General features: G+C 70.5%; 16 protein-coding genes and 1 tRNA gene. 7 read left to right on the plus strand and 10 right to left on the minus strand.

The genetic code is table 11. The annotated features are described in order from the left end of the window. Positions 1–99 precede the first annotated feature (99 nt). Complete coding sequence (rpmE, locus tag HNP44_RS11425; RefSeq protein WP_259140358.1) at positions 100–330, minus strand: 50S ribosomal protein L31; 231 nt, start codon at positions 328–330, stop codon at positions 100–102. 283 nt (positions 331–613) lie between these two features. On the opposite strand from rpmE, the gene HNP44_RS11430 reads away from it, so the two are divergent. After that, positions 614–2284, plus strand: a complete 1671-nt coding sequence (locus HNP44_RS11430) for a serine/threonine-protein kinase (RefSeq protein ID WP_259140359.1) — start codon at positions 614–616, stop codon at positions 2282–2284. 79 nt (positions 2285–2363) lie between these two features. Here HNP44_RS11430 and rho read toward each other — a convergent pair whose 3' ends face one another. The 6 genes from rho to argS all read right to left on the minus strand — a co-directional run bounded on the left by rho (position 2364) and on the right by argS (position 11264). After that, positions 2364–4346 (minus strand): transcription termination factor Rho, encoded by a 1983-nt coding sequence (rho, locus tag HNP44_RS11435; protein WP_374758775.1) that lies wholly within the window; start codon positions 4344–4346, stop codon positions 2364–2366. Positions 4347–4781: 435 nt separating this feature from the next. Beyond that, positions 4782–5792, minus strand: a complete 1011-nt coding sequence (gene thrB, locus HNP44_RS11440) for a homoserine kinase (RefSeq protein ID WP_259140361.1) — start codon at positions 5790–5792, stop codon at positions 4782–4784. Positions 5793–5800: 8 nt separating this feature from the next. Continuing rightward, a complete protein-coding gene (thrC, locus tag HNP44_RS11445; protein WP_259140362.1) occupies positions 5801–6898 on the minus strand; it encodes a threonine synthase in 1098 nt (365 codons plus the stop codon). Further along, positions 6891–8225, minus strand: coding sequence for a homoserine dehydrogenase (locus HNP44_RS11450; protein WP_259140363.1), 1335 nt, complete (start codon positions 8223–8225; stop codon positions 6891–6893). Before HNP44_RS11450 ends, thrC begins: the two co-directional genes overlap by 8 nt. After that, positions 8225–9637: a diaminopimelate decarboxylase gene (gene lysA / locus HNP44_RS11455; protein WP_374758776.1), complete on the minus strand. Its 1413-nt coding sequence runs from the start codon at positions 9635–9637 to the stop codon at positions 8225–8227. The genes HNP44_RS11450 and lysA overlap by 1 nt, the downstream gene beginning before the upstream one ends. Continuing rightward, positions 9612–11264 (minus strand): arginine--tRNA ligase, encoded by a 1653-nt coding sequence (gene argS, locus HNP44_RS11460; RefSeq protein WP_259140364.1) that lies wholly within the window; start codon positions 11262–11264, stop codon positions 9612–9614. Before argS ends, lysA begins: the two co-directional genes overlap by 26 nt. Positions 11265–11340: 76 nt before the next feature. Here argS and HNP44_RS11465 point away from each other — a divergent pair. The 3 genes from HNP44_RS11465 to HNP44_RS11475 all read left to right on the plus strand — a co-directional run bounded on the left by HNP44_RS11465 (position 11341) and on the right by HNP44_RS11475 (position 13509). Further along, positions 11341–11413: transfer RNA gene (locus HNP44_RS11465), tRNA-Arg, on the plus strand. A 217-nt stretch (positions 11414–11630) separates the two neighbouring features. Continuing rightward, positions 11631–11825 carry a hypothetical protein gene (locus tag HNP44_RS11470; protein WP_259140365.1) on the plus strand — a complete coding sequence of 65 codons (195 nt, stop codon included), beginning with the start codon at positions 11631–11633 and terminating at the stop codon, positions 11823–11825. 46 nt (positions 11826–11871) lie between these two features. Further along, positions 11872–13509 (plus strand): FUSC family protein, encoded by a 1638-nt coding sequence (locus tag HNP44_RS11475; RefSeq protein WP_259140366.1) that lies wholly within the window; start codon positions 11872–11874, stop codon positions 13507–13509. A 23-nt stretch (positions 13510–13532) separates the two neighbouring features. On the opposite strand, the gene HNP44_RS11480 is transcribed toward HNP44_RS11475, so the two are convergent. Then, on the minus strand, positions 13533–15050 hold the full coding sequence (locus HNP44_RS11480; RefSeq protein ID WP_259140367.1) for an HNH endonuclease signature motif containing protein: 1518 nt from the start codon (positions 15048–15050) through the stop codon (positions 13533–13535). Positions 15051–15318: 268 nt separating this feature from the next. Between HNP44_RS11480 and HNP44_RS11485 the strand changes: the two genes are divergently transcribed. Then, entirely contained in the window at positions 15319–15795 is a 477-nt protein-coding gene (locus HNP44_RS11485; RefSeq protein ID WP_259140374.1) for a hypothetical protein, read from the plus strand. 2 nt (positions 15796–15797) lie between these two features. Here the strand turns inward: HNP44_RS11485 and HNP44_RS11490 are convergent, their stop codons facing one another. Continuing rightward, a complete protein-coding gene (locus HNP44_RS11490) occupies positions 15798–16217 on the minus strand; it encodes a hypothetical protein (RefSeq protein ID WP_259140383.1) in 420 nt (139 codons plus the stop codon). Between the two features lies 1 nt (position 16218). Next, on the minus strand, positions 16219–18678 hold the full coding sequence (locus HNP44_RS11495) for an HAD-IC family P-type ATPase (protein WP_259140385.1): 2460 nt from the start codon (positions 18676–18678) through the stop codon (positions 16219–16221). Positions 18679–18832: 154 nt separating this feature from the next. On the opposite strand from HNP44_RS11495, the gene HNP44_RS11500 reads away from it, so the two are divergent. Both HNP44_RS11500 and HNP44_RS11505 read left to right on the plus strand, forming a co-directional pair. After that, positions 18833–19309, plus strand: a complete 477-nt coding sequence (locus tag HNP44_RS11500) for an SRPBCC family protein (protein WP_259140386.1) — start codon at positions 18833–18835, stop codon at positions 19307–19309. 143 nt (positions 19310–19452) lie between these two features. Next, entirely contained in the window at positions 19453–20976 is a 1524-nt protein-coding gene (locus tag HNP44_RS11505; RefSeq protein WP_259140387.1) for an acyl-CoA synthetase, read from the plus strand. Positions 20977–20992 lie beyond the last annotated feature (16 nt).

The following is a 20992-nucleotide window of genomic DNA, read 5'->3' on the forward strand; positions in this document are numbered from 1 at the left end:
GGTGCCTTTCTCGGACGGGGCGGGACGGTGCGGGAGTGGGGTGCCCGTGAAACGGGCCGACGCCCGGCCTGCGGGGCAGGACGGGCGTCGGCGGGACAGCTACTCGGAGGCCGCAGCCTTGCTCGGGCGCTTGCCGTAGCGCTTCTCGAAGCGCGCGACGCGGCCGCCCGTGTCGAGGATCTTCTGCTTGCCCGTGTAGAACGGGTGGCACTGCGAGCAGACCTCGACGTTGATGCGGCCGTCGGCCTTGGTGCTGTGCGTCTCGAACGTGTTGCCGCAACCGCATACAACGGTGGTGGCCACGTACTCGGGGTGAATACCCTGCTTCATGATTGCCGTCCTTCTCGTTCGTGGTCGCCGGGTCGCCCCTGGCGTGCGCCAGGACCGTGAACCGGAACCCATACCGACGTTCCAGTATGCCAGAACGCACTGGGCTTCGAGAAATTCCCGGCTCCCGCGGGGCGGGTGACAACGTCGCGGTCACGATGCGACGGACGTTTGGCGGTTGACTGGCGCGCCGTAAGCCCGCCGGTGTTAGCTACGAGCTGTCACCAGACCGGCGCCGGGAGCGAAGCGAGCGGGCCGAGTTCTCGAGCAATCCGGGAGTGAAGACGTGAACGAGTCAGGGAGTGGACCGGCGATCGAGCCCGCCGGGACCGTGATCGGCGGCTACGTCGTGGAGCGCCTACTGGGCGCGGGCGGCATGGGCGCGGTGTACGCGGCGCGGCACCCGCGGCTGCCGCGCGTGGACGCCCTCAAGGTGCTCCCCGCCGCGTTCTCCCACGATCCGACGTACCGGGCGCGGTTCGAGCGCGAGGCCGACATGGCGGCGCGGCTCGACCACCCGAGCATCGTCCCGGTGTACGACCGCGGCAACGACGACGGCCGGCTGTGGATGTCCATGAAGCTCGTCCCCGGCCAGGACGCCTCGGCGCTGCTCGCGCACAACCCGAGCGGGCTGGCGGTGAACCAGGTCCTGACCATCGTCGACGCCGTGGCCGCGGCGCTGGACTACGCGCACTCCCAGGGCCTGCTGCACCGCGACGTCAAGCCCGGCAACATCATGATCGACGCCACGGGCTCGACGCCACGGGTCATGCTCGGCGACTTCGGCATCGCCCGCCAGCAGCAGGAGCACAGCGACCTGACCTCGGTCGGCATGGTGGTCGGCACGCTCGACTACGCCTCGCCGGAACAGCTCAGCGGCGACCCGGTGGACGGACGCAGCGACCAGTACAGCCTGGCCGGCACGACGGTGCAGCTGCTCACAGGCGCGAAGCCCTTCGGCGCGAGCAGTGGCACCGCGGTGATCCGCGATCACCTGATGGCGCCGCCTCCGGCGCCGTCACGGCAGCGCCCCGGCCTCCCGCCCGCGATCGACGCCGTGATCGCCCGCGGGATGGCCAAGGCGCCGCAGCAGCGGTACGCGACGTGCCACGACTTCGCGCAGGCTCTGCACGCCGCCGCGGCCGGCGTCTACCCGCAGGGGCAGGCACCGTCGAACCCGACGACACGGGTGGCGACGCCTCCGCCCGGCGCCGGCTTCCGCCCCGCGACTCCTCCGCCGTTCCAGGGCGTGCCCTCGCAGCCCTTCGCCCGGCCGCCGGGTCCGGTGTCGAATCCGCAGGTTGCGGGCCCGCAGGGTACCTGGCAGGGCGCGCCGGTGGGCCTCGCCGGGCCGGCGCCGCAGCAGAGCGGCACCAGGAAGGGCGTGGTCATCGGGGCGATCGCCGCGGTCGCGGTGGTGGCCGTGGCCGCGGTCTCGATCCTCGCGCTCAGCACGGGCTCCGACGATGCCGTCGCCTCGCCGACCAGCACCTCAGTCAGCAGCGCGCCGTCCACGCCGGCGACCACGACGCCGGTGAACAACACTTCGACGGTGCGCGACGGCTTCATCGACCCGTGCCTGTTACCGACGTCCGTGATCTCGGCGCTGGGCATCAGCCCGCTCGCCGACGACCCGGGGCAACGGTCGAGCAACGCCGGCGCGAAGTACGCCTGCAAGGGTTCCGATTCGAAGGCCAGTAACGCGGACGTGAAGTTCGCGACCTTCGAGACCTCGAATTCCTGGGAGACCGGCGCGGCGGTGGCTGTGGCCGGCTCGACCAAGTGGCGATCGTTCACGGTGCCCAGCACCAACACCGCCACCCCTGACTACTGCGTGACCGCGTACAAGTCGCTGACCAACGGCGTGCTGTACATCGGACTTCAGAAGGTCGGCAGTCGGGACTGCAGTCGTGGCACTGAGATCGCCGCGGCGATCACGCCCTACCTGCCGCAGTAGGCCGGGTCGACCGTCGCGGACCGGACCGAGACGACGAAAGGCGCGCCCGAGGGCGCGCCTTTCGCGTGTTCGGAGCAGATCAGTCGTTGTCGCCGAAGCCGCTGTTCTTCTGCACCGTCATGAGGAACTCGATGTTGTTCTGCGTCTTCTTGAGCTGGCTGATCAGCAGGTCGATGGCCTGCTGACTGTCCAGCGCCGCGAGCAGCCGGCGCAGCTTGTTCACCACGGCCGCCTCGTCGGGCGCCATGATGAGCTCGTCCTTGCGGGTGTTCGACGCCGCGACGTCGACGGCCGGGAAGACCCGCCGCTCCGAGATCTTGCGGTCCAGCTTGAGCTCGGCGTTACCGGTGCCCTTGAACTCCTCGAAGATCACGGTGTCGCCGGTGGAGCCGGTCTCGACCAGCGCCGTGGCGATGATCGTCAGCGAGCCGCCGTTCTCGATGTTGCGCGCCGCGCCCAGGAACCGCTTCGGCGGGTACAGGGCCGTCGAGTCGATGCCACCCGAGAGGATGCGGCCCGACGCGGGGCTCGAGTTGTTGTAGGCGCGCCCGAGACGGGTGATCGAGTCGAGCAGCACCACCACGTCCTTGCCGCCCTCGACGAGCCGCTTGGCCCGCTCGATGGCCAGCTCGGCGACCGAGGTGTGATCGCCCGGCGGGCGGTCGAAGGTGGAGCTGATCACCTCGCCGCGCACGCTGCGCTGCATGTCGGTGACCTCTTCCGGCCGCTCGTCCACGAGCACCACCATGAGGTAGCACTCGGGGTTGTTGGTGGCGATCGCGTTGGCGATGTCCTGCAGCACCGTGGTCTTACCGGCCTTCGGCGGCGCGGAGATCAGGGCGCGCTGGCCCTTGCCGATGGGCATGATCAGGTCGATCACGCGGGTGGTGAGGATGTTCTGCGCGGTCTCGAGGCGCAGTCGCTGGTTCGGGTACAGCGGCGTGAGCTTGTTGAACTCGGGCCGGTTCTTCGCCGACTCCACGTCCTGGCCGTTGACCGAGTCCAGCCGCACCAGGGGGTTGAACTTCTGCCGATTGGCCTGGTTGCCACGGCCACCGCCGCCGCCCTGGTTGCCGCCGCCGTCGTTGTTGCTCTCGCCATCGCGGGGCATCTTCACGGCGCCCGTGATCGCGTCGCCGCGGCGCAAGCCGTTGCGGCGGATCATGTTCATCGAGACGTAAACATCGTTGGGTCCGGCGATGTAGCCCGAGGTGCGCACGAAGGCGTAGTTGTCGAGCACGTCGAGGATGCCGGCCACGGGCTGCAGGACGTCGTCCTCGCTGACCTGCGGCTCGCCGTCGTTCTGGTTGCGGTCACGGCCGCGGCGGCGCTCGCGGAAGCGGCGCCCGCGGCGGCCCGTCCCGTCGCCGTCGTCGTCCGGGCCGTTGTTCTGGTTCCGGTTGCCCTGGTTGTTGCCCTGGCCGCCCTGGTTGTTGTTCTGGTTGCGCTGGCGATCCTGGCGGTTCTCGCCCTGCTGGCGGTCGCCCTGCTGACGGTTCTCGCCGTCCTGGTTCTGGTTACGGCGCTGGTTGCGCTCGCGGCGCTGGCCCTGCTGCTGACCCTGGTCGCCCTCGTTCTTGGGCGCCTCGGTGGTGGCGGCCTCGGCCCGGGGCGCGTCGCCCTGGGCGCTCGCGTCGCCGCTGTCCGACGGTGCCTGGTCGGCCTTGGCGGCCTTCTCGCCCCGGGGTGCGCGGGCCTGACGGCCCTCGGCCTTCGGCGCCTCCGCCGCGGGCGCCTCGGTCGCCGGCGCCTCACTCTTCGGGGCGGCGGCCTTGGGGGCCTCGCTCGCGGGCGCCTCGGCCTTCGGCGCCTCGGTCTTGGGCGCGGCGGCCTTGGCGGCCTTCGGCGCGGCCTTGGCTGCGCCGCCGTGGTCGTTGATCGCGGCGATGAGATCGCCCTTGCGGAGCCCGGAGACCCCCTTGATCCCCAGCTCGCTCGCGATACCTCGCAGTTCGGCCAGCACCATGCCGTTGAGGCCCGAGCGGCGACGCTCGTCGGCCCGCGTGGTGCTGGCCGCGGCGGTGGCCGCCTCCGGGCTGGTGGTCACGTCCGTTTCGGTCACGGAGTTCCTTTCAATTCCCTGCTCGCGCACTGCGGAAGCAGGGGCCTACCGTGCTCGCCGGACTGTCCTGCGTTGGTGCACAGGTGTTTTCGCGGGCGACGCACGAATGACGAAGGTGCTTGTTGCGCTTCGGCTGCCGGGCCCCGCGTTTCCGGCGGGGGCACAGATGTCTCGGCCTGATGTGGAGACCGGCGCGCCAACACGTCCGAGGCTGGTTGCTGGGCGTGGAATGGCAATGTGCCGAAACAGCGTCCGCGCACTGGTCGGACACTTTTGCCATGATAGCGCGGGTACCGCCGCCCGGCAATCACCGCCCCTGCGTTTCCGACCCGCGCAACCATCCGCGCACGTGCCGCGTCCGTCGAAGCCGACCGCGCACACGACACCGCTGCGCGCACGCGCCGCGTCCGCACAGCCGCGCTGGATGCGCAGGACTCAGCCGCGCGCGACCCCGTCGGCGATCGGCAGCTCCCGCACGTCGAATCCGGCCTCGACGGCCGCGTCCGCGAGGCGGGTCGGCAGCGCCTGCGGGGTCAGCGCGAGCACGGTGGGCCCGGCACCGGAGATCGCGGCGGCCACGCCGGCGGCGCGCAGCCGCTCGACCAGCGCGAACGACTCCTTCATCGAGGCCGCCCGGTACCGCTGGTGGAGCCGATCCTCGGTGGCGTCCAGCAGCAGGTCCGGGTGGGCGGTGAGCGCGAGCACCATGAGCGCGGCGCGCGAGGCGTTGAACGCGGCGTCCGCGTGCGGCACGAGGCGGGGCAGCATGCCGCGAGTCACCGAGGTCGAGGACTGCACGTCGGGCACGAAGGCGTACGCCCGGATGTCGGGGTGCACGTCCACGCGACGAGCCCCGTAGTGCAGCGGCGCCGACGGTGCTGCACTCGCCGCCGCGTGATCGCGGTAGCCGGCCACGTCGGGGACGGGCACCGCGGGCACCGTCCAGGAGACGACCGCGCCGCCGAGCACGCTCGCTGAGGCGTTGTCGGGATGCCCCTCGAACTCGGAGGCCAACTGCACCATCTCGTCGGTTGTCAGCCCGCGGGGCGCGTCGGCATCGGCGGCCAATGCGGCGGCCGCCGCGATCCCAGCGACCACGGCGGCGGCCGAGGAACCGAGGCCGCGCGAGTGCGGAATGCGGTTGACGCAGGTCAGGCGCAGACCCGGCGCGACGACGCCGAGGTGCGCGAGGGTACGGCGCAACGCCACGACCACGAGGTGGCGGTCGTCGTTGGGCACCTCCCCGGCCCCCTCCCCCGTGACTACGACAGTCAAATCACCGTCGGTCTCGGGATCGACGGTCTCGGCGGTGACGTCGTCGTAGAGGCCGAGTGCGAGCCCGAGAGTGTCGAAGCCGGGGCCGAGGTTGGCACTGGAGGCCGGGACGGTCACGGTGGCCGAGAGGCCGGCAGGCAGGACGAGCGGGGCGTTCGAGGCGGGGGACACGGCCGCGGCTACTCCGACAGCCCCATGGCGGCGGCCACGGCGACGGGGTCGATTCCCACGCGCGCGATCTCCGGCAGGCTGCTCAGCGCGGTGTCGGGGTCCTTGAGGCCGTTGCCGGTCACGGTGCAGACGACGGTGGAGCCCTTCTCGATCCAGCCGTCCGCGGTGGCGGCGAGCAGGCCCGCGACGGACGCGGCCGACGCGGGCTCGACGAAGACGCCCTCGGTCTTGGCGATCAGGCGGTAGGCCTCGAGCAGCTTCTCGTCGGTGGCAGCGCGGAACTGGCCGTTCGACTCCTGCTGGGCGGCGACGGCCTGGTTCCAGGACGCCGGGCTGCCGATGCGGATGGCGGTGGCGATGGTCTCGGGATCCTTGACCGGGGCACCATTGACCAGCGGCGCGGCGCCCGCGGCCTGCACGCCGAGCATGCGCGGGCGCGCCGAGATGATGCCGTCGGCGGCGTACTCGCTGTAGCCCTTCCAGTACGCGGTGATGTTGCCGGCGTTGCCCACGGGCAGTGCGTGCACGTCGGGGGCCTTGCCGAGGGCGTCGACGATCTCGAAGGCGGCGGTCTTCTGTCCCTCGATGCGCACCGGGTTCACCGAGTTCACCAGCGCAATCGTGTCGAACGAGGCGGTGGTCTTGCGAGCCAGCTCGAGGCAGTCGTCGAAGTTGCCGTCGACCTCGATGATCCTGGCGCCGTACATCACGGCCTGGGCCAGCTTGCCCATCGCGATCTTGCCCGCCGGCACCAGTACGGCGCACTCGAGGCCGGCGATGGAGGCGTACGCCGCGGCCGAGGCGGAGGTGTTACCGGTGGACGCGCACAGCACGCCCTTCTTGCCGGTGGCCTTGGCCTCGGTGACGGCCATGGTCATGCCGCGGTCCTTGAAGGAGCCGGTGGGGTTGAGGCCCTCGACCTTGAGATGCACGTCGCAGCCGGTGAGCTCGGAGAGCGCTCGCGCGGGCAGCAGCGGGGTCGCGCCCTCACGGAGGGTGACGGGCGCCCAGCCCGGCTCCCACGTGTCGCACACGGGCAGACGGTGCCGGTAGGCCTCGATCAGGCCGGGCCACGGGGTGTGCACGGTGGCAGCGGAATTAGTCACTGGTTCCCTCCAGACGGAGCACGGAGGACACGGCGGTCACCACGTCCAGGTTCTTCAGCGCCTCGACGGTGGCCGAGAGGGCCGCGTCGGGTGCCTTGTGGGTGAGGATCACCAGGCGTGCGCCCCGCTCGGGGGTATCGGCCTGCTGGCGGACGGTGCTGATGGACACGCTGCGCGCCGAGAACTCGTTCGCGACGGCGCTGAGCACGCCGGGTCGGTCTGCGACCTCCATCGCCACGTAGTAGCGGGTGAGCACCTCGCCGATCGGCGCGATCGGCAGCTTGGCGTACGCCGAGTCGCGGGGGCCGCGGCCGGAGACGACCTTGTTGCGGGCCGCGGCCACCAGGTCTCCCATCACGGCAGAGGCCGTGGGCGCGCCTCCCGCGCCGGCGCCGTAGAACATGAGGCGGCCGGCGTTCTCGGCCTCGACGAAGACGGCGTTGTAGGCGCCGTCGACGCTGGCGAGCGGGTGCTTGAAGGGCACCAGCGCCGGGTACACACGGGCCGAAACCCGCTGCGCGCCCTCGGCATCGGTGATCTTCTCGCAGATCGCGAGCAGCTTGATGGTGCAGTCGAAGGCCTTCGCCGCCTCGATGTCCGCGGCGGTGACGCCGGTGATGCCCTCGCGGTGCACGTCGTCGGCCTTGACGCGGGTGTGGAAGGCGATCGAGGCGAGGATCGCGGCCTTGGATGCGGCGTCGTAGCCCTCCACGTCGGCAGTCGGGTCGGCCTCCGCGTAGCCCAGGCGGCCGGCCTCCTTGAGCACGACCTCATACGGGTCGCCGTGCTCCGCCATGTTGGAGAGGATGAAGTTGGTGGTGCCGTTGACGATGCCGGCGACCAGGCCCACCGAATCGCCCGCAAGGGACTGCTGCAGCGGTCGGATCACGGGGATCGCACCGGCCACGGCCGCCTCGAAGTACAGGTCGGCGCGAGCCTTGTTGGCGGCGTCGGCGAGCTGGCCGGTGTACTCGGCGAGCAGCGCCTTGTTGGCGGTGACCACCGACTTGCCGGCCTTGAACGCGCTGAGCATCAGCGAGCGGGTCGGCTCGATGCCGCCCATCACCTCGACCACGATGTCGACGTCGTCGCGACCGACCAGGGCCTCCGCGTCGTCGGTGAGCAGGCTCTTCTTCAGGCCGAGAGCCTTGAGGCCACGGTCCTTCGCGGTGTCGCGCACGGCGATCCCGCGGATGACGAGGTTCGCTCCGACGCGGGCCGCCAGGTCGTCGGCGTTCTCCACGAGAATGCGCGCCACCTCGGTACCCACGGTGCCCATGCCGAGAAGGGCGACGCCCAGTTCCCTCTGTTGTGCGGATTCGGTCATCAGAGCACCTCCAGGCTCACCAGGTCGTCCACGGTCTCCCGGCGCAGGATGAGCCGCGCCGCGCCGTCCTTGACCGCCACCACCGCGGGGCGCGGCTGCATGTTGTAGCGGCTCGACATCGAATAGCAGTACGCGCCCGTGGCGGCGACGGCCATCAGGTCGCCCTCCGCCAGGTCTGCGGGCGTCCGGGTGTCGCGGACCACGATGTCGCCGGTCTCGCAGTGCTTGCCGACGATGCGGGAGAGCACGGGCTCGCCCTGCGGGTCGCGGCTCGCGACCACGGCGGTGTACTCCGCCCCGTACAAGGCGGTGCGGATGTTGTCGCTCATGCCGCCGTCCACTGAGACGTAGCGCCGGAAGCCCTGCGCGACAGCAGCATCGTCCTCGGCCCCGGCGTCGATCACGACGTCCTTGATCGTGCCCACCTCGTACAGGGTGATCCCGGGCGGGCCCGCGATGGCGCGACCGGGCTCGACGGCGAGGTGCGGCGTCGCCAGTCCGAGTGCGGCGGACTCGCTCTCGACGATGTGCCGGAGCTTCGCTGCGAGATCCGCGACGGGCGGCGGATCGTCGTGCGAGGTGTACGAGATACCCAGGCCACCACCGAGGTCGATGGTGCTCAGCTGTGCGGTCTTCTCCGCGCCGAACCGAGCGACGACATCGCGGAGCAGCTCGAGCACGCGGCGAGCGGCGATCTCGAAGCCGTTGACGTCGAAGATCTGCGAGCCGATATGGCTGTGCAGGCCCACGAGGCGCAGGTTGTCGGCGGCGAAGACGGCGGTGACCGCCTGCATCGCAGGCGAATCGGAGCCGTTCGAAGCGAGGGAGAAGCCGAACTTCTGGTCCTCGTGCGCGGTGGAGATGAACTCGTGGGTGTGCGCCTCGACGCCGGGGGTGAGCCGGATCAGAACCTCCTGCACCACCTTCCGCTCCCCCGCGATTCGGTCCAGGCGGGCGATCTCGGAGAGCGAGTCCACCACGACGTGGCCGATGCCGAACTCGACGGCGTAGTCCAGCTCGGTCACCGACTTGTTGTTGCCGTGCAATGCGATCCGCTCCGCAGGGAAGCCGGAGCGCAGGGCGACGGCGAGCTCGCCGCCACTGCACACGTCGAGGTTCAGCCCCTCGTCACGCACCCAGCGGGCGATCTCCATGGAGAGGAACGCCTTCGAGGCGTAGTGCACCGCCGCGTCGTCGCCGAACGCCTCCCGCATGCCGCGGCAGCGGGCCCGGAAGTCGTCCTCGTCGATGATGAGCAGCGGCGTGCCGTACTCGGCCGCGAGCGCGGTGACGGGCACCCCGGCGACGGAGACGGCACCGTCGGCCTCCCGGCGCGCGTGGGCGGGCCACACATCCCGATCCAATTCACTCACGAGTGGTGGCCCCTCACATCCGGTCGGGTGCCGAAACACCCACGAGTGCCAGGCCGTTCGCGAGCACCTGGCGGGTGGCGGCGCACAGTGCCACGCGGGCGCGGTGCAGGTCGGTCGGCTCCTCGTCGCCCATCGGCAGCACGCGGCACTCGCCGTAGAAGCGGTGGTACGCGCCGGCCAGCTCCTCGAGGTACCGAGCGATGCGGTGCGGCTCACGGAGATTCGCTGCGCCCGCGGCCACGGCGGGGAACTCCCCGAGGGTGCGCACGAGATCGCCCTCGCGGGCATGGTCGAGCAGGCCGAGGTGCTCCGTCGAGGCGACAACGTCGAGCTCGGCCGCCGAGCGCGCGATGGCCGAGAGCCGGGCGTGCGCGTACTGCACGTAGTAGACGGGGTTCTCGTTGCTCGCCTGGGCGAGGAGATCCAGGTCGAGGTCGATCGAGGTGTCCACCGAGCTACGCACCAGGGAGTAGCGCGCGGCATCGACACCGACGGCGTCGACCAGGTCGTCGAGGGTGATGACCGTGCCGGCGCGCTTGCTCATGCGGACGGGCTTGCCGTCCTTGACGAGGTTCACCAGCTGGCCGATCAGCACCTGGATCTGCGCGGGGTCGTAGCCGAGGGCAGCGGCGGCGGCCTTGAGTCGGCCGATGTAGCCGTGGTGGTCGGCGCCCAGCATGTAGATCGCGAGATTGAACCCGCGGTCGAACTTGTGCTTGATGTAGGCGATGTCGCCCGCGATGTAGGCGGCGTTGCCGTCGGACTTGATGACGACGCGGTCCTTGTCGTCGCCGTAGTCCGTGGCCTTCAGCCACCAGGCGCCATCCTTCTCGTACAGGTTGCCGTTGTCCTTGAGCTGCTGGACGCTGCTCTCGACGAGGCCCGAGCTGAACATCTCGTCCTCGTGGGTGAACACGGCGAAGTCCGTGCCGAACTCGTGCAGGGTGCGCTTGATGTGCCCGAACATGAGCTCGACGCCGTCGGCGCGGAAGGCCTCGACGCGCTCGGACTCCGGCAGCTCAAGGATGCCCGGGTGGTCCTTGACGACCGTGGCCGCGATCTCGCCGATGTAGTCGCCGGCGTAGCCGTCCTCGGGGGTCGGCTGATCACGGGCGGCCGCGTCCAGCGAGCGGGCGAACCGATCGATCTGCGCGCCGTGGTCGTTGAAGTAGTACTCGCGGGTGACCTCGGCGCCCTGCGCCTCGAGCACGCGCCCCAGACTGTCACCTACGGCGGCCCAGCGGGCACCGCCGAGATGGACGGGGCCCGTCGGGTTGGCGGAGACGAACTCGAGGTTGATGAGCGCACCGTCGAGCGCCTTCCCCTGCCCGAACGCACCCGCCTGCTCGAGGATGCTCACGACGAGCTGGTTCTGCGCATCCGCGGCGAGCCGGATGTTCAGGAAGCCCGGGCCGGCGACGGTGGCCTCGTCGACGCCGTCGGCGTTGCCGAGAGCCTCGGCCAGCCACGTCGCCAGGTCGCGCGGGTTGACGCCGGCCTTCTTGGCCACCTGCATCGCGATATTGGTCGAGTAGTCGCCGTGCTCGGGGTTGCGAGGCCGCTCGACGGTGACGCGTTCGGGCAGCACGGAGGCGTCGAGGCCGCGCTGGGTGAGCACGGTGGTCGCGGTGGCGTGCAGGAGTTCCGAAAGGTCAGCGGGAGTCACCGGTCCATCCTAAGGTGCGCCTGACCGCCCGGTTTCCGCCGGGCCTGACCTATGCGCTAACCTTGCTACGCCCTGCGCCCCCGTAGCTCAGGGGATAGAGCGTTCGCCTCCGGAGCGAAAGGCCGCAGGTTCGAATCCTGCCGGGGGCACCCTCTTCTGCGCCGCTGAGGCTCCGTCTCGCGCACATCCCCAAATTTTCCGGGTGGCGCGCGCACTTCCCCCGCCCTGCGCCGTCTTCGATACGATGAAGAGCCAGTCCACGATGGACCGAGTCGCCTCGACGTCCGGAGCCGACGTGCTGAACCGACAGATCTTCGCCGACCCGCCGCGACCACTCTCCGGAGCACGAGAAATGGAACGCGCTCTATGAGGCGCGCTGCGCTCCAGTCTCGGAGCACGCTGCGCACCGCTCGCAGCCAGTACCGGCGTTACCGCCGGCGTCTCGGCGGCGGCCCCTACCTGGACTGGCCGCGGTGGAAGGCCGAGTACGACAAGACCTACCGCACCATCGGAACACGATCCCGCGGGGGTGACGACAGCCTGCCGCCGCCCGTGTCCTGAGCCCGCCGCCGATGCCGTCGAGACGGGACGGTGATCCAATGGATAGGTGAGCGAACCACTCCCTGATCCCCCGCCCCGCGTTCCGCGGGTACGCTCGCTCGTCTTCGCCGACGGTGCGCCCGTCTGGCGATGGCGGGCCGGGCTGCGGGCCGCTGCGGCGGTGGCGATACCCGGGGCGGCGCTGGTCGCCACGGGGCACACGAGCTCCGCGCTGTTCACCACGTTCGGTGCCTTCGCTGTGCTGTACGGCGAAGGCCGCGCCTACCGGGTCCGCGGGCCCGTGGTGGCGGCCGCGGGGCTTGCGCTGCTGGTCGCTGTGTCCATCGGCGCGACGATCGGGTGGGCGATGCCTGCGGGCGGCGGCGTCCTCAAGGTCTGCGCAGTGGTGATGACAGTGCTGCCTGCGGTGGCCGCCGTCTATGCGGTCGACGCGCTGCGCCTCGGCCCGCCGGGAGCCCTGTTCTTCGCGCTGGTCGGGTCAGGAGGGCTGATCGCCGTCGAATCCGGTGCCGATCCCATGATGCTGGTGACCAGTGCCACGCTGGGAGCCGTCTCGTCGGTACTCGTCTCGATGTCCGGGGTGCTGGTCGATCGGTCGGCGCCGCAGCGGGAGGCCGTGGGACGCGCGATCGGGGCGGTGAACGCCTACCTGGCGGCCGACGGCGCGCCCTCGGTCGAGCGCCGGCACGCCGCCGGTTCCGCTCTGGTCTCGGCGTGGTCGACGATGGACGACGCACGGGCGGCGAACCGCCCCGCCGATGCCGCGGCGCTGGCCGGCCTGCGGGATGCCAACCGCCGCTTCGCCGCTGCCTCGTCCGACGACGCGGACACGGAGGCCGATCCCACCCGCGTCATCGCCACGTCCCGGCTGCGCCCGACGGTGGCCTATCGGCTGCGGCGCTCCCTGAACCCGTCCTCGCACGCGACGATCACGGCCTGCCGGGTCGGCGTCGCTTGCCTCGCCGCGGGCGGAGCGAGTCTCGCGCTCGGCTTCGAGCGGCCGCACTGGGCGGCGATCAGCGCCCTCGTCGTGCTGCAGACCGGGGTCGACCGGGTCCACGGGACGGTACGTGCCCTCCACCGATTCCTGGGCACCGCGCTCGGCCTCGTGTTGTTCGCGACCATGCACGCGGCAGCACCCCAGGGCTATGCGCTGATCGCGGTGATCGCCGTGCTGCAGTTCAGCATAGAGATCCTCGTGGTCCGGAACTACGCGGCGGCGGTCGTGGCAATCACCCCCGTCGCCCTGCTGGCGAGCGGGGCGGGCGCGACGAGCGGGTCTGCGGGCCCGGTGATCCGGGACCGACTGCTGGAGACGGTGGTCGGCGTCGTGATCGCACTGCTGGCCATGTATCTGCTGGCCCCGGGCGCGCACCGTCGGACCTTCGCGTGGACTGATCGCCGGATCCGGGACACCGCCGTGGAGCTCGCCGACGTCGCGGGTGCCGCTCCGGTGGGCGCCTCGCCGGCCCGGGAGGCGGCGCGGCACCTGCACTTCGAGTTGGAGGGCGGGGTGCGCGCCGGCATCGACTCGATGCACAACGATCCCGACTGGACGGCGGAGCGCTGGCCCGCGCGGGCCGCGCTGGTGCATGACGGCTACGACCTCGCCGCCGCCTTCTGGACGGCCGCCCCGGACCGTCCCCTCCGCGACGGCGCCGCCCGGCGCCGCCGGTTCGAGTGACGCGGACGGCATGAGGGGGCGCCTCAGGCCACGCGGGCGTCGTCGTTCGACGGTGCGCACCAGTCGGTGTCGGCATCGTGCTCGGCGAGGCGTTGTTCGAGGAGCGGCGGGCCATGGGGGCCGTCCAGGATTCTCGCGACCAGCTCGTGGTCGGCGCAGGCTTCCGCGAACTGGCGACGGAGGTCCTGTTCGACCCATGCGTCCCGGAACTGCGCGCGCCGCGCCCGCCAGCGGACGAGTGCCTCGCGGTAGAGCTCCTCGGCGTGGCGCCGGTGGTTGACGCGATGCACTCCGGCGGGGTCGGCGCCGCGACGCCAGCCGGTGCGGCCGGCGTACGGCTCGTCGCGCGGGAGTGTGATGGTCTCCCAGCCACGCGGGTTCGCGGTGAGGTCGGGGACGACCTTGCTGTGGTGGGCGTCGCAGGCGAGGGTGAGCGAGGTGATGTCGGTGGGGCCGCCGTCGGCCCATTCGGTGATGTGGTGCACCTGGCAGCGGGTGGCGGGCGCATCGCATCCTGGTGCGGTGCAGCCCTTCTCGGAACCGTACAGCGCGATCCGCTGATCCGCGGACGCGAGGCGCTTCTCGCGCCCGAGGAACAACGGGCGCGCTGCCAGGTCGAGCACCAGGACGTACTTCTGGTTGGTGCCCATCATCCGCAACGCGTCCTCGACGGGGAGCCTCCCACCCGTTGCGGTGGTCGCGATGCCGGTCTCCGTCTCGAGCTGGTCGATGCCGAGCGTGATGATCGGGATGCAGGGCAGGCCGCGATGGCTGCCGAGTTCACCCGAGCCGATCGCCACACCCAACGCGTGTGCCAGCGCATCGTGGTTGCGCTGCGCGGCGGTTCGCCCGTCGCGCGCAGCGGCCTCGCGGATCGCGTCCGCGTCGGCCGGGTCGACGGGGGCCGCGGCATCGTCGGGATTGACGACGCCCGGGCGGGCGTACTTCTCGAGCACGGCGTCGAGCAGGGCGCGGCATTCGGGCGAGAGGGCGCCTCCGAAGTCGGACATGAGGTCGTCACCCTGGGCGCTCACGGTGAGTTCGCGTGAGCGCCGGATGCGGTCCTGATCGGGCTCGGCACCGTCGGGGTCGAGAAGGGCGACGGCGTGCTTGCCGATCACTGCGATGTCCTCCGGCGGTACACTCTCCGCCGCGGTCACGAGGACCTCCTCGAGGTCGTCGAGATCGCCGCCGTTGAGGCGGTAGCACGTGTCGAGGACCTTCCCCATCGCGGTGGCGTGCCGCTCGGAGATCCGGCCCTCGCGCTGCGCCTCCGCGATGAGCTCGTACTTCGGCTCCGGGGCGACGCCGCGGGTATGCCGCGATACGCGGTTGCACGCGCCGTGCATCCGATCACGCGCCTCCCCACCGGCAAGGCGCAACTGGTCGACGAGGAGTTCCTTGATCCCGGTGAAGCCGAGCTGCGCCGGTAGTCCCTGCTCGAACGCGACGCCGGTAAGCAGGTTCTGGCCGTACGGCACCTTGCGCGCCTCGGTCTCCAGTCTGCGCAGGCTCTCGAGCACCTGCTGCGAGGAGAGCATGACCGGATCGGCTGCGGCAAGGCGTTCGGCCGCCTGTTCGAACGCGCAGAGGGCATCGAGATAGCATTCCGCTGTAGTGGGATTCATCCGCGATCACCCCCGTTCGACCTACCTCGACCCTACCTTCGCGTCCGATGACACTCCACACATTCGAATGTTCATTCCTGAGTCTTCAGTAGCACCTTGCTATGCGATCATGAATTCATGAGTGCAGAGAACGTACCCCCGTCGCCCGTCCCTGCTCCCCGAACATGATGCTGGTTCAGGGATGAGCACCGGCGGCGTCCCCGCGTGGTGGCCCCACGGTCCGGTCCCAGAGGACTACTTCGACCGGACGACCGCTGCCGCGACGTACTCGCGCGAGAACCACCGCACAACACGACATCACGTGGCACTCATCGAGAGGTACCTCAGGCCGGCCACTGCGGTCGAGGCCGCGCTCCTGGGTTGCCTCACGGCACTCCGCGACGGCGAGATCACCGAGGAGTGGTGCGTCGGCGTGATCGACGCCGGCACCACCGGGGACCTGTTCCACGTCGTCTACCGCTGGCGGGACCGTCCCCTCACGCTGGGATTCGCGACGGAGGCGACGATCTCACCGCTATACGGCACGCCGGATGATCCGGAGACCGTCGGGCGGGACGCCGCCGCGTTCTGCATCGGCGAGCCGCTCGGGACCGTCGCCAATCACCTCGTCCGCGACGAGAACGGCGTCCACTGGTGGGGAACTCCGCTGCCTACGTGAGCTCAGCTCTGCGCCGGAAACCAGTCGACGGTGGCGAGCCATCGCCCATTCCAGATACTGCTCAACGCCAGGATCACCAGCGTTGCCGTCAGGAACCGCGCTTTTCCGAGTCGGCTGTATGCCCACCGCGCGAGGAAGACAGTCGCCACGGTGAGGATCACGGCCTCAGCCCAGGCGACGACCTCCACCGTGCCCGCCGTTCCGACGCGCATGAACCACAGAGCAGGTAGGAACAGGACGAACCCGACGACGAAGGCCACGATCGGGAGCGCTGCCAGAGCAGTCACGATGCTCGCCGCCCACCCTGCCACCTCGACGAGCCGATGCCGACCGCCGGCCTTCGCCGCACCGACCGCATAGACGATCCACAACACCACCGCCACCGGGATGGCGAAGACCTGGACGTCGAAGATGTCCCACATATCAACGGCCGGTGCGCTCGAAGCTCGCGAACACGGACGGTGCGACCCGCCGGATTACCTCCACCATGACGATCGCCAGCGCGCCGAAGGCGAAGCCGGTGCCGACCATCGCGGGATCGCTCACGTCGAGGAAGAACTTCTTCTGCGCCAGCGGGATCGAGAACAGCACCACGTAGAACGCAACCGACCCGCCGACCAGAAGGATCTTCCACCAGGTGTACGGCCGCGCGACGATCCCCAGGACCCACAGCGAGCCGACGAGCAGCGTGATCAGGGCCGCCGTCGAGGCCTGGATCTGCTCGACGCTCAGCGTCGCGGCCTTTCCGCCCAGCGCCGCGCCGGAGCCACCCGGATTCACCACGAGGTAGCACAGGAAGGTCGCGAGGCCGATCCCCACGCCCGACGGTGCCGCCAGCCGCAGCACCCGCCCGACGAACCCGGTCTTGGCGCGCTCGTTGTTGGGCGCCAGGGACATCACGAACGCGGGGATACCGATGGTGAACCAGGCCGCGATCGTCACGTGGATGGGCTGGAACGGGTAGGAGATCGGCGCGAAGCCGAGGATCTTGGCGCCCAGTCCTGCCAGGCCGACGAGCCACGCGAGCAGCACCGCGTAGACGGTCTTGGTGAGGAAGAGGTTCGCGACGCGCTCGATGTTGCCGATCACGCGCCGCCCCTCCCCCACGACATAGGGCAGGGTGGCGAACTTGTTGTCCAGCAGCACGATCTGCGCGACCGACCGCGCGGCGGAGCTGCCCGAGCCCATCGCCACACCGATGTCGGAGTCCTTGAGCGCGAGAACGTCGTTCACGCCGTCGCCGGTCATGGCGACGGTGTCGCCGCGCGACTGCAGGGCCTTGACCATCGCCCGCTTCTGGTCGGGGCGCACGCGGCCGAAGGTCACGTTGTCGGTGACGACATCGCCCAGGTCGTCGTTGTCCGCCGGCAGCTTCCGCGCGTCGACCGACGAATCGGGCGAGCCGAGCCCCAGCGAATGCGCGACGGCCCCGACGGAGACGGCGTTGTCGCCGGAGATCACCTTCACGGCGACGCCCTGCGAATCGAAGAAGTCGAGGGTGTCGCGGGCATCAGCGCGCACTCGCTGCTCCAGCGCGATCAGCGCCCGCGGTACCAGGTTCCCCGGCGCCTCCAGCCCGTCGACCTCGGTATCCACCGGCACGTCGGTCGACGCCACGAGCAGGACCCGCAGCCCCGTCGAGCCGAGCTCGGTGGCGCGCCGCGCACCATCGGACTCGGGGTCGAGGAGGACGTCCGCGGCGCCGAGGATCCAGTTCCCCTGCGGCGCGGATCCATCCGCGAGCGAGATCCCGGACCACTTCTTGGCGGAGCTGAAGGGCGCCACCGCGGCGGCGCGCCAGGCCGGCGCGTCGGGGTAGGCCTCGGCGATGGCCTGCACGCTGGCGTTGGGCCGCGGGTCGAGCGCAGCGACAGCGGCGAGCGCGGTCTCGACGTCTCCGCGGTCCCCGTCGAGGACATCGAGCTCGGAGAGGCGCATGCCGTTCTCGGTGAGCGTGCCGGTCTTGTCGGCGCACACCACGTTCACGCGGGCCAGGCCCTCGATCGCGGGCAGCTCCTGCACGAGGCACTTGCGCTGCCCGAGACGCACCACGCCGACCGCGAAGGCGATCGAGGTCATCAGCACGAGCCCCTCGGGGACCATCGGCACGAGCGCCGCGACCATGCCCAGGATCGCCTGGTTGAGTTCCTGCTTCGAGATCACGAGCTGGTTGAAGACGGTGAGCACGCCTGCCGGAACCAGCAGCCAGGTGATCACCTGCAGGATCTTGTCGATGCCGGAGCGCAGCTCGGAGTTGACGAGGGTGAACTTGCTGGCCTCGTCGGCGAGCTTGGCGGCGTAGGCGTCGGCGCCGACCTTCGTCGCGCGGTACGCGCCGGAGCCGGAGACCACGAAGCTGCCGGAGAAGATCTCGTCGCCCAGTTGCTTGTCGACGGGGTCGGCCTCGCCGGTGAGCAGGGATTCGTCGACCTCGAGGGCTTCGAACTCGATCGTCTCGCCGTCGACCACGATCTGGTCGCCGGGCCCGATCTCGATGATGTCGTCGAGCACGACGTCCGACTGCCCGACCTCGGTCGCGACACCGTCGCGCCGCACCACCGGATGGGCCTGCCCGACGATGGCGAGCGAGTCCAGCGTCTTCTTGGCGCGCAGCTCCTGGATGATGCCGATCCCGGAGTTGAAGACGATCAGCAGGCCGAACAACCCGTTGATGAGCGAGCCGGTGAACAGTACCAGCAGGAACAGCACCCCGAGCATCGCGTTGATGCGAGTGAAGACGTTGGCGCGGACGATGTCCCAGGCGCTCCTGCCCGACCGGTTGGGCAACGTGTTGACCCGGCCGTCGCGCACCCGCTCCGCGACCTGCGCCGCGGTGAGGCCGGACGCGGGGACGCCGGAAGTCGTGTCGGGAGCAGCTGTCATGACCGCGAGTCTAATGACGTCCCGTCTCTCACGGCCTGCGGTGCGGTCGTGTCAGCGCGGCACTGCGCGGCGCGGCGGGGCCCGGGGCGATCCCTGGCGCGAGGTGCCCGTGCTCGTCGCGCCGGATTTGCGATAGCGCCGTATTCTTCGGCGCATGACCGCCTTCACTGTTGAGCGATCCACGGACATCGCCGCGCCCGCCGACACCGTCTACGGCCTTATCGCCGATTTCCACGAGTGGCGGCTGTGGTCGCCCTGGGAGGGCCTCGACCCGCACCTGCACCGCGAGTACACCGGGCCCTCGATCGGACCGGGCGCGAGTTACGCGTGGCGGGGCAACCGCAAGGCCGGGGCCGGCCGCATGACGATCTCCGGAGCGGAGCCGGGGCGCTCCGTCGACATCGACCTCGAGTTCCTCAAGCCCATGGCGTCGCACAACCGCGTGCGCTTCGACATCGTCCCCGCGGGCGACGGGGTGCGCGTCACGTGGACAATGACCGGCGAGACGACCGGCCTGATGTCGCTGATCGGAAAAGTCCTCCCCATGGACAAGTTCGCCGGGAAGGACTTCGAGAAGGGACTCGCGGCGCTCAAGGTCCGCTCCGAGAACACCGGCGCGGACGGGTCGTAGGCGCGGGCCGTCCGACGGCCGGCCCACACCCTCCGGGGTGTGCGGCACGGCCGTACCTACGAATCCGGCGAATCGCCCCCGGGCGCAGCCCGTAGGTGGACAAGATGCACGCACACCGCTCGCATCACCCGCTAGGAGTCGCCATGCCTGCTCGTCCCGCCGTCGACCTCGGATCCTGGATCGCGCGCCGCGCCGCCGTGAGCGGGGATCGCCCCGCCGTCACCTACGGCGACGCGACGTGGAGCTACCGGGAGTTCGCCGATCGCGTCGACCGACTGGCCGCCGAACTCGTGGCAGGCGGGGTCTCGACCGGCGACCGCGTGGGCTACGTAGGCTTCAACCATCCCGACTTTCTCACCACGATGTTCGCTGCCTCCCGCGCCGGCGCCGTCTTCGTGCCGCTGAACTTCCGCCTGACCTCGGCGGAGCTGGAGTACATCCTCACCGACGCGGGCGTGCACACCCTGGTGGCCGACACCGACCGCGCCGCCGTCGTGGAGCCTGTCCGGGCCTCGTCGGGCCTGACGCGCGCGATCGCACTGGAGCCCGTCGACGGCTGGGAACAGTTCGACGCCCTCCTCGCCGCACGCGAGCCGATCGCAGAGCCGCAATCGCCCGCGGAGGACGACCTCGCGCTCATCATGTACACCTCCGGCACCACGGGCCGCCCCAAGGGGGCGATGCTCACGCACGGGAACATGTTCTGGAACAACATGAACGCGCTGCTGAGCCTCGACACCGTGTCGACCGACATCAGCCTCGTCGCCGCGCCGATGTTCCACATCGGCGGCCTCAACGTGACCACGTTGATCACCCTGCAGAAGGGCGGACAGCTGGTGATCCTGCCCGCCTTCGACCCCACGGCCGCGCTGCAACTCATCGAGAAGCACCGCGTCACCACGATGTTCGGCGTGCCGGCCATGTTCCTGTTCATGAGCCAGGTGCCGGCCTTCGAGACCGCCGATCTCTCCAGCGTCCGCCAGTTCACCTGCGGCGGCGCACCCGTCCCCGAGCCGCTCATCGCGCTCTACAACGGCCGGAGTATCCCCTTCTGCCAAGGCTACGGGCTCACCGAGACCGCGCCGCTCGCCCTGGTCATGGACGTCTACGACACCGCCCGCAAGATCGGCGCCGCCGGCCACCACATCCTGCCGCTGTCCGAGGTCGCGTTGCTCGGGCCCGACGGCGCCCCCGCCCCTGCCGGGGAGCGCGGCGAGGCCTGCGTGCGCGGCCCGCAGGTCACGCCCGGCTACTGGCGCAACCCCGACGCCACCGGCGCGGCGATCGACGCCGACGGCTGGTTCCACACCGGCGACGTGGGTCAGCAGGACGAGGACGGCTACGTCACCGTCGTCGATCGCGTGAAAGACATGGTGATCACCGGCGGCGAGAACGTCTACCCCGCCGAGGTCGAATCGGTCCTGTACCGGCACCCGTCGATCGCGGAGGTCGCGATCATCGGTACGCCGCACGAGAAGTGGGGCGAGGCCGTGACCGCGATCGTCGCACTCAAGCCGGAACAGTCCCTCACGTTGGAGGAGGTCCGCGAGTTCGCGAGGGACTCCCTCGCGCCGTACAAGCTGCCGCTGGCGCTGCACCTCGTCGACGCACTCCCCCGCAACCCCGCGGGCAAGGTCCTCAAGTTCAAGCTGCGCGAGCAGGTCTAGTCCACGGCCGCTCGGC

It is taken from the genome of Tsukamurella ocularis, assembly GCF_024807615.1.
Taxonomy (GTDB): domain Bacteria; phylum Actinomycetota; class Actinomycetes; order Mycobacteriales; family Mycobacteriaceae; genus Tsukamurella; species Tsukamurella ocularis.

Bases quoted from the DNA above. Each gene is read 5' to 3' on its own strand.
- HNP44_RS11505 (WP_259140387.1), top strand. From the start codon at position 19,453: ATGCCTGCTCGTCCCGCCGTCGACCTCGGATCCTGGATCGCGCGCCGC.
- HNP44_RS11485 (WP_259140374.1), top strand. From the start codon at position 15,319: ATGAGCACCGGCGGCGTCCCCGCGTGGTGGCCCCACGGTCCGGTCCCA.
- HNP44_RS11450 (WP_259140363.1), bottom strand. From the start codon at position 8,225: ATGACCGAATCCGCACAACAGAGGGAACTGGGCGTCGCCCTTCTCGGC.
- HNP44_RS11470 (WP_259140365.1), top strand. From the start codon at position 11,631: ATGAGGCGCGCTGCGCTCCAGTCTCGGAGCACGCTGCGCACCGCTCGC.
- rpmE (WP_259140358.1), bottom strand. From the start codon at position 330: ATGAAGCAGGGTATTCACCCCGAGTACGTGGCCACCACCGTTGTATGC.
- HNP44_RS11500 (WP_259140386.1), top strand. From the start codon at position 18,833: ATGACCGCCTTCACTGTTGAGCGATCCACGGACATCGCCGCGCCCGCC.
- HNP44_RS11480 (WP_259140367.1), bottom strand. From the start codon at position 15,050: ATGCTCTCCTCGCAGCAGGTGCTCGAGAGCCTGCGCAGACTGGAGACC.
- HNP44_RS11490 (WP_259140383.1), bottom strand. From the start codon at position 16,217: ATGTGGGACATCTTCGACGTCCAGGTCTTCGCCATCCCGGTGGCGGTG.
- HNP44_RS11495 (WP_259140385.1), bottom strand. From the start codon at position 18,678: ATGACAGCTGCTCCCGACACGACTTCCGGCGTCCCCGCGTCCGGCCTC.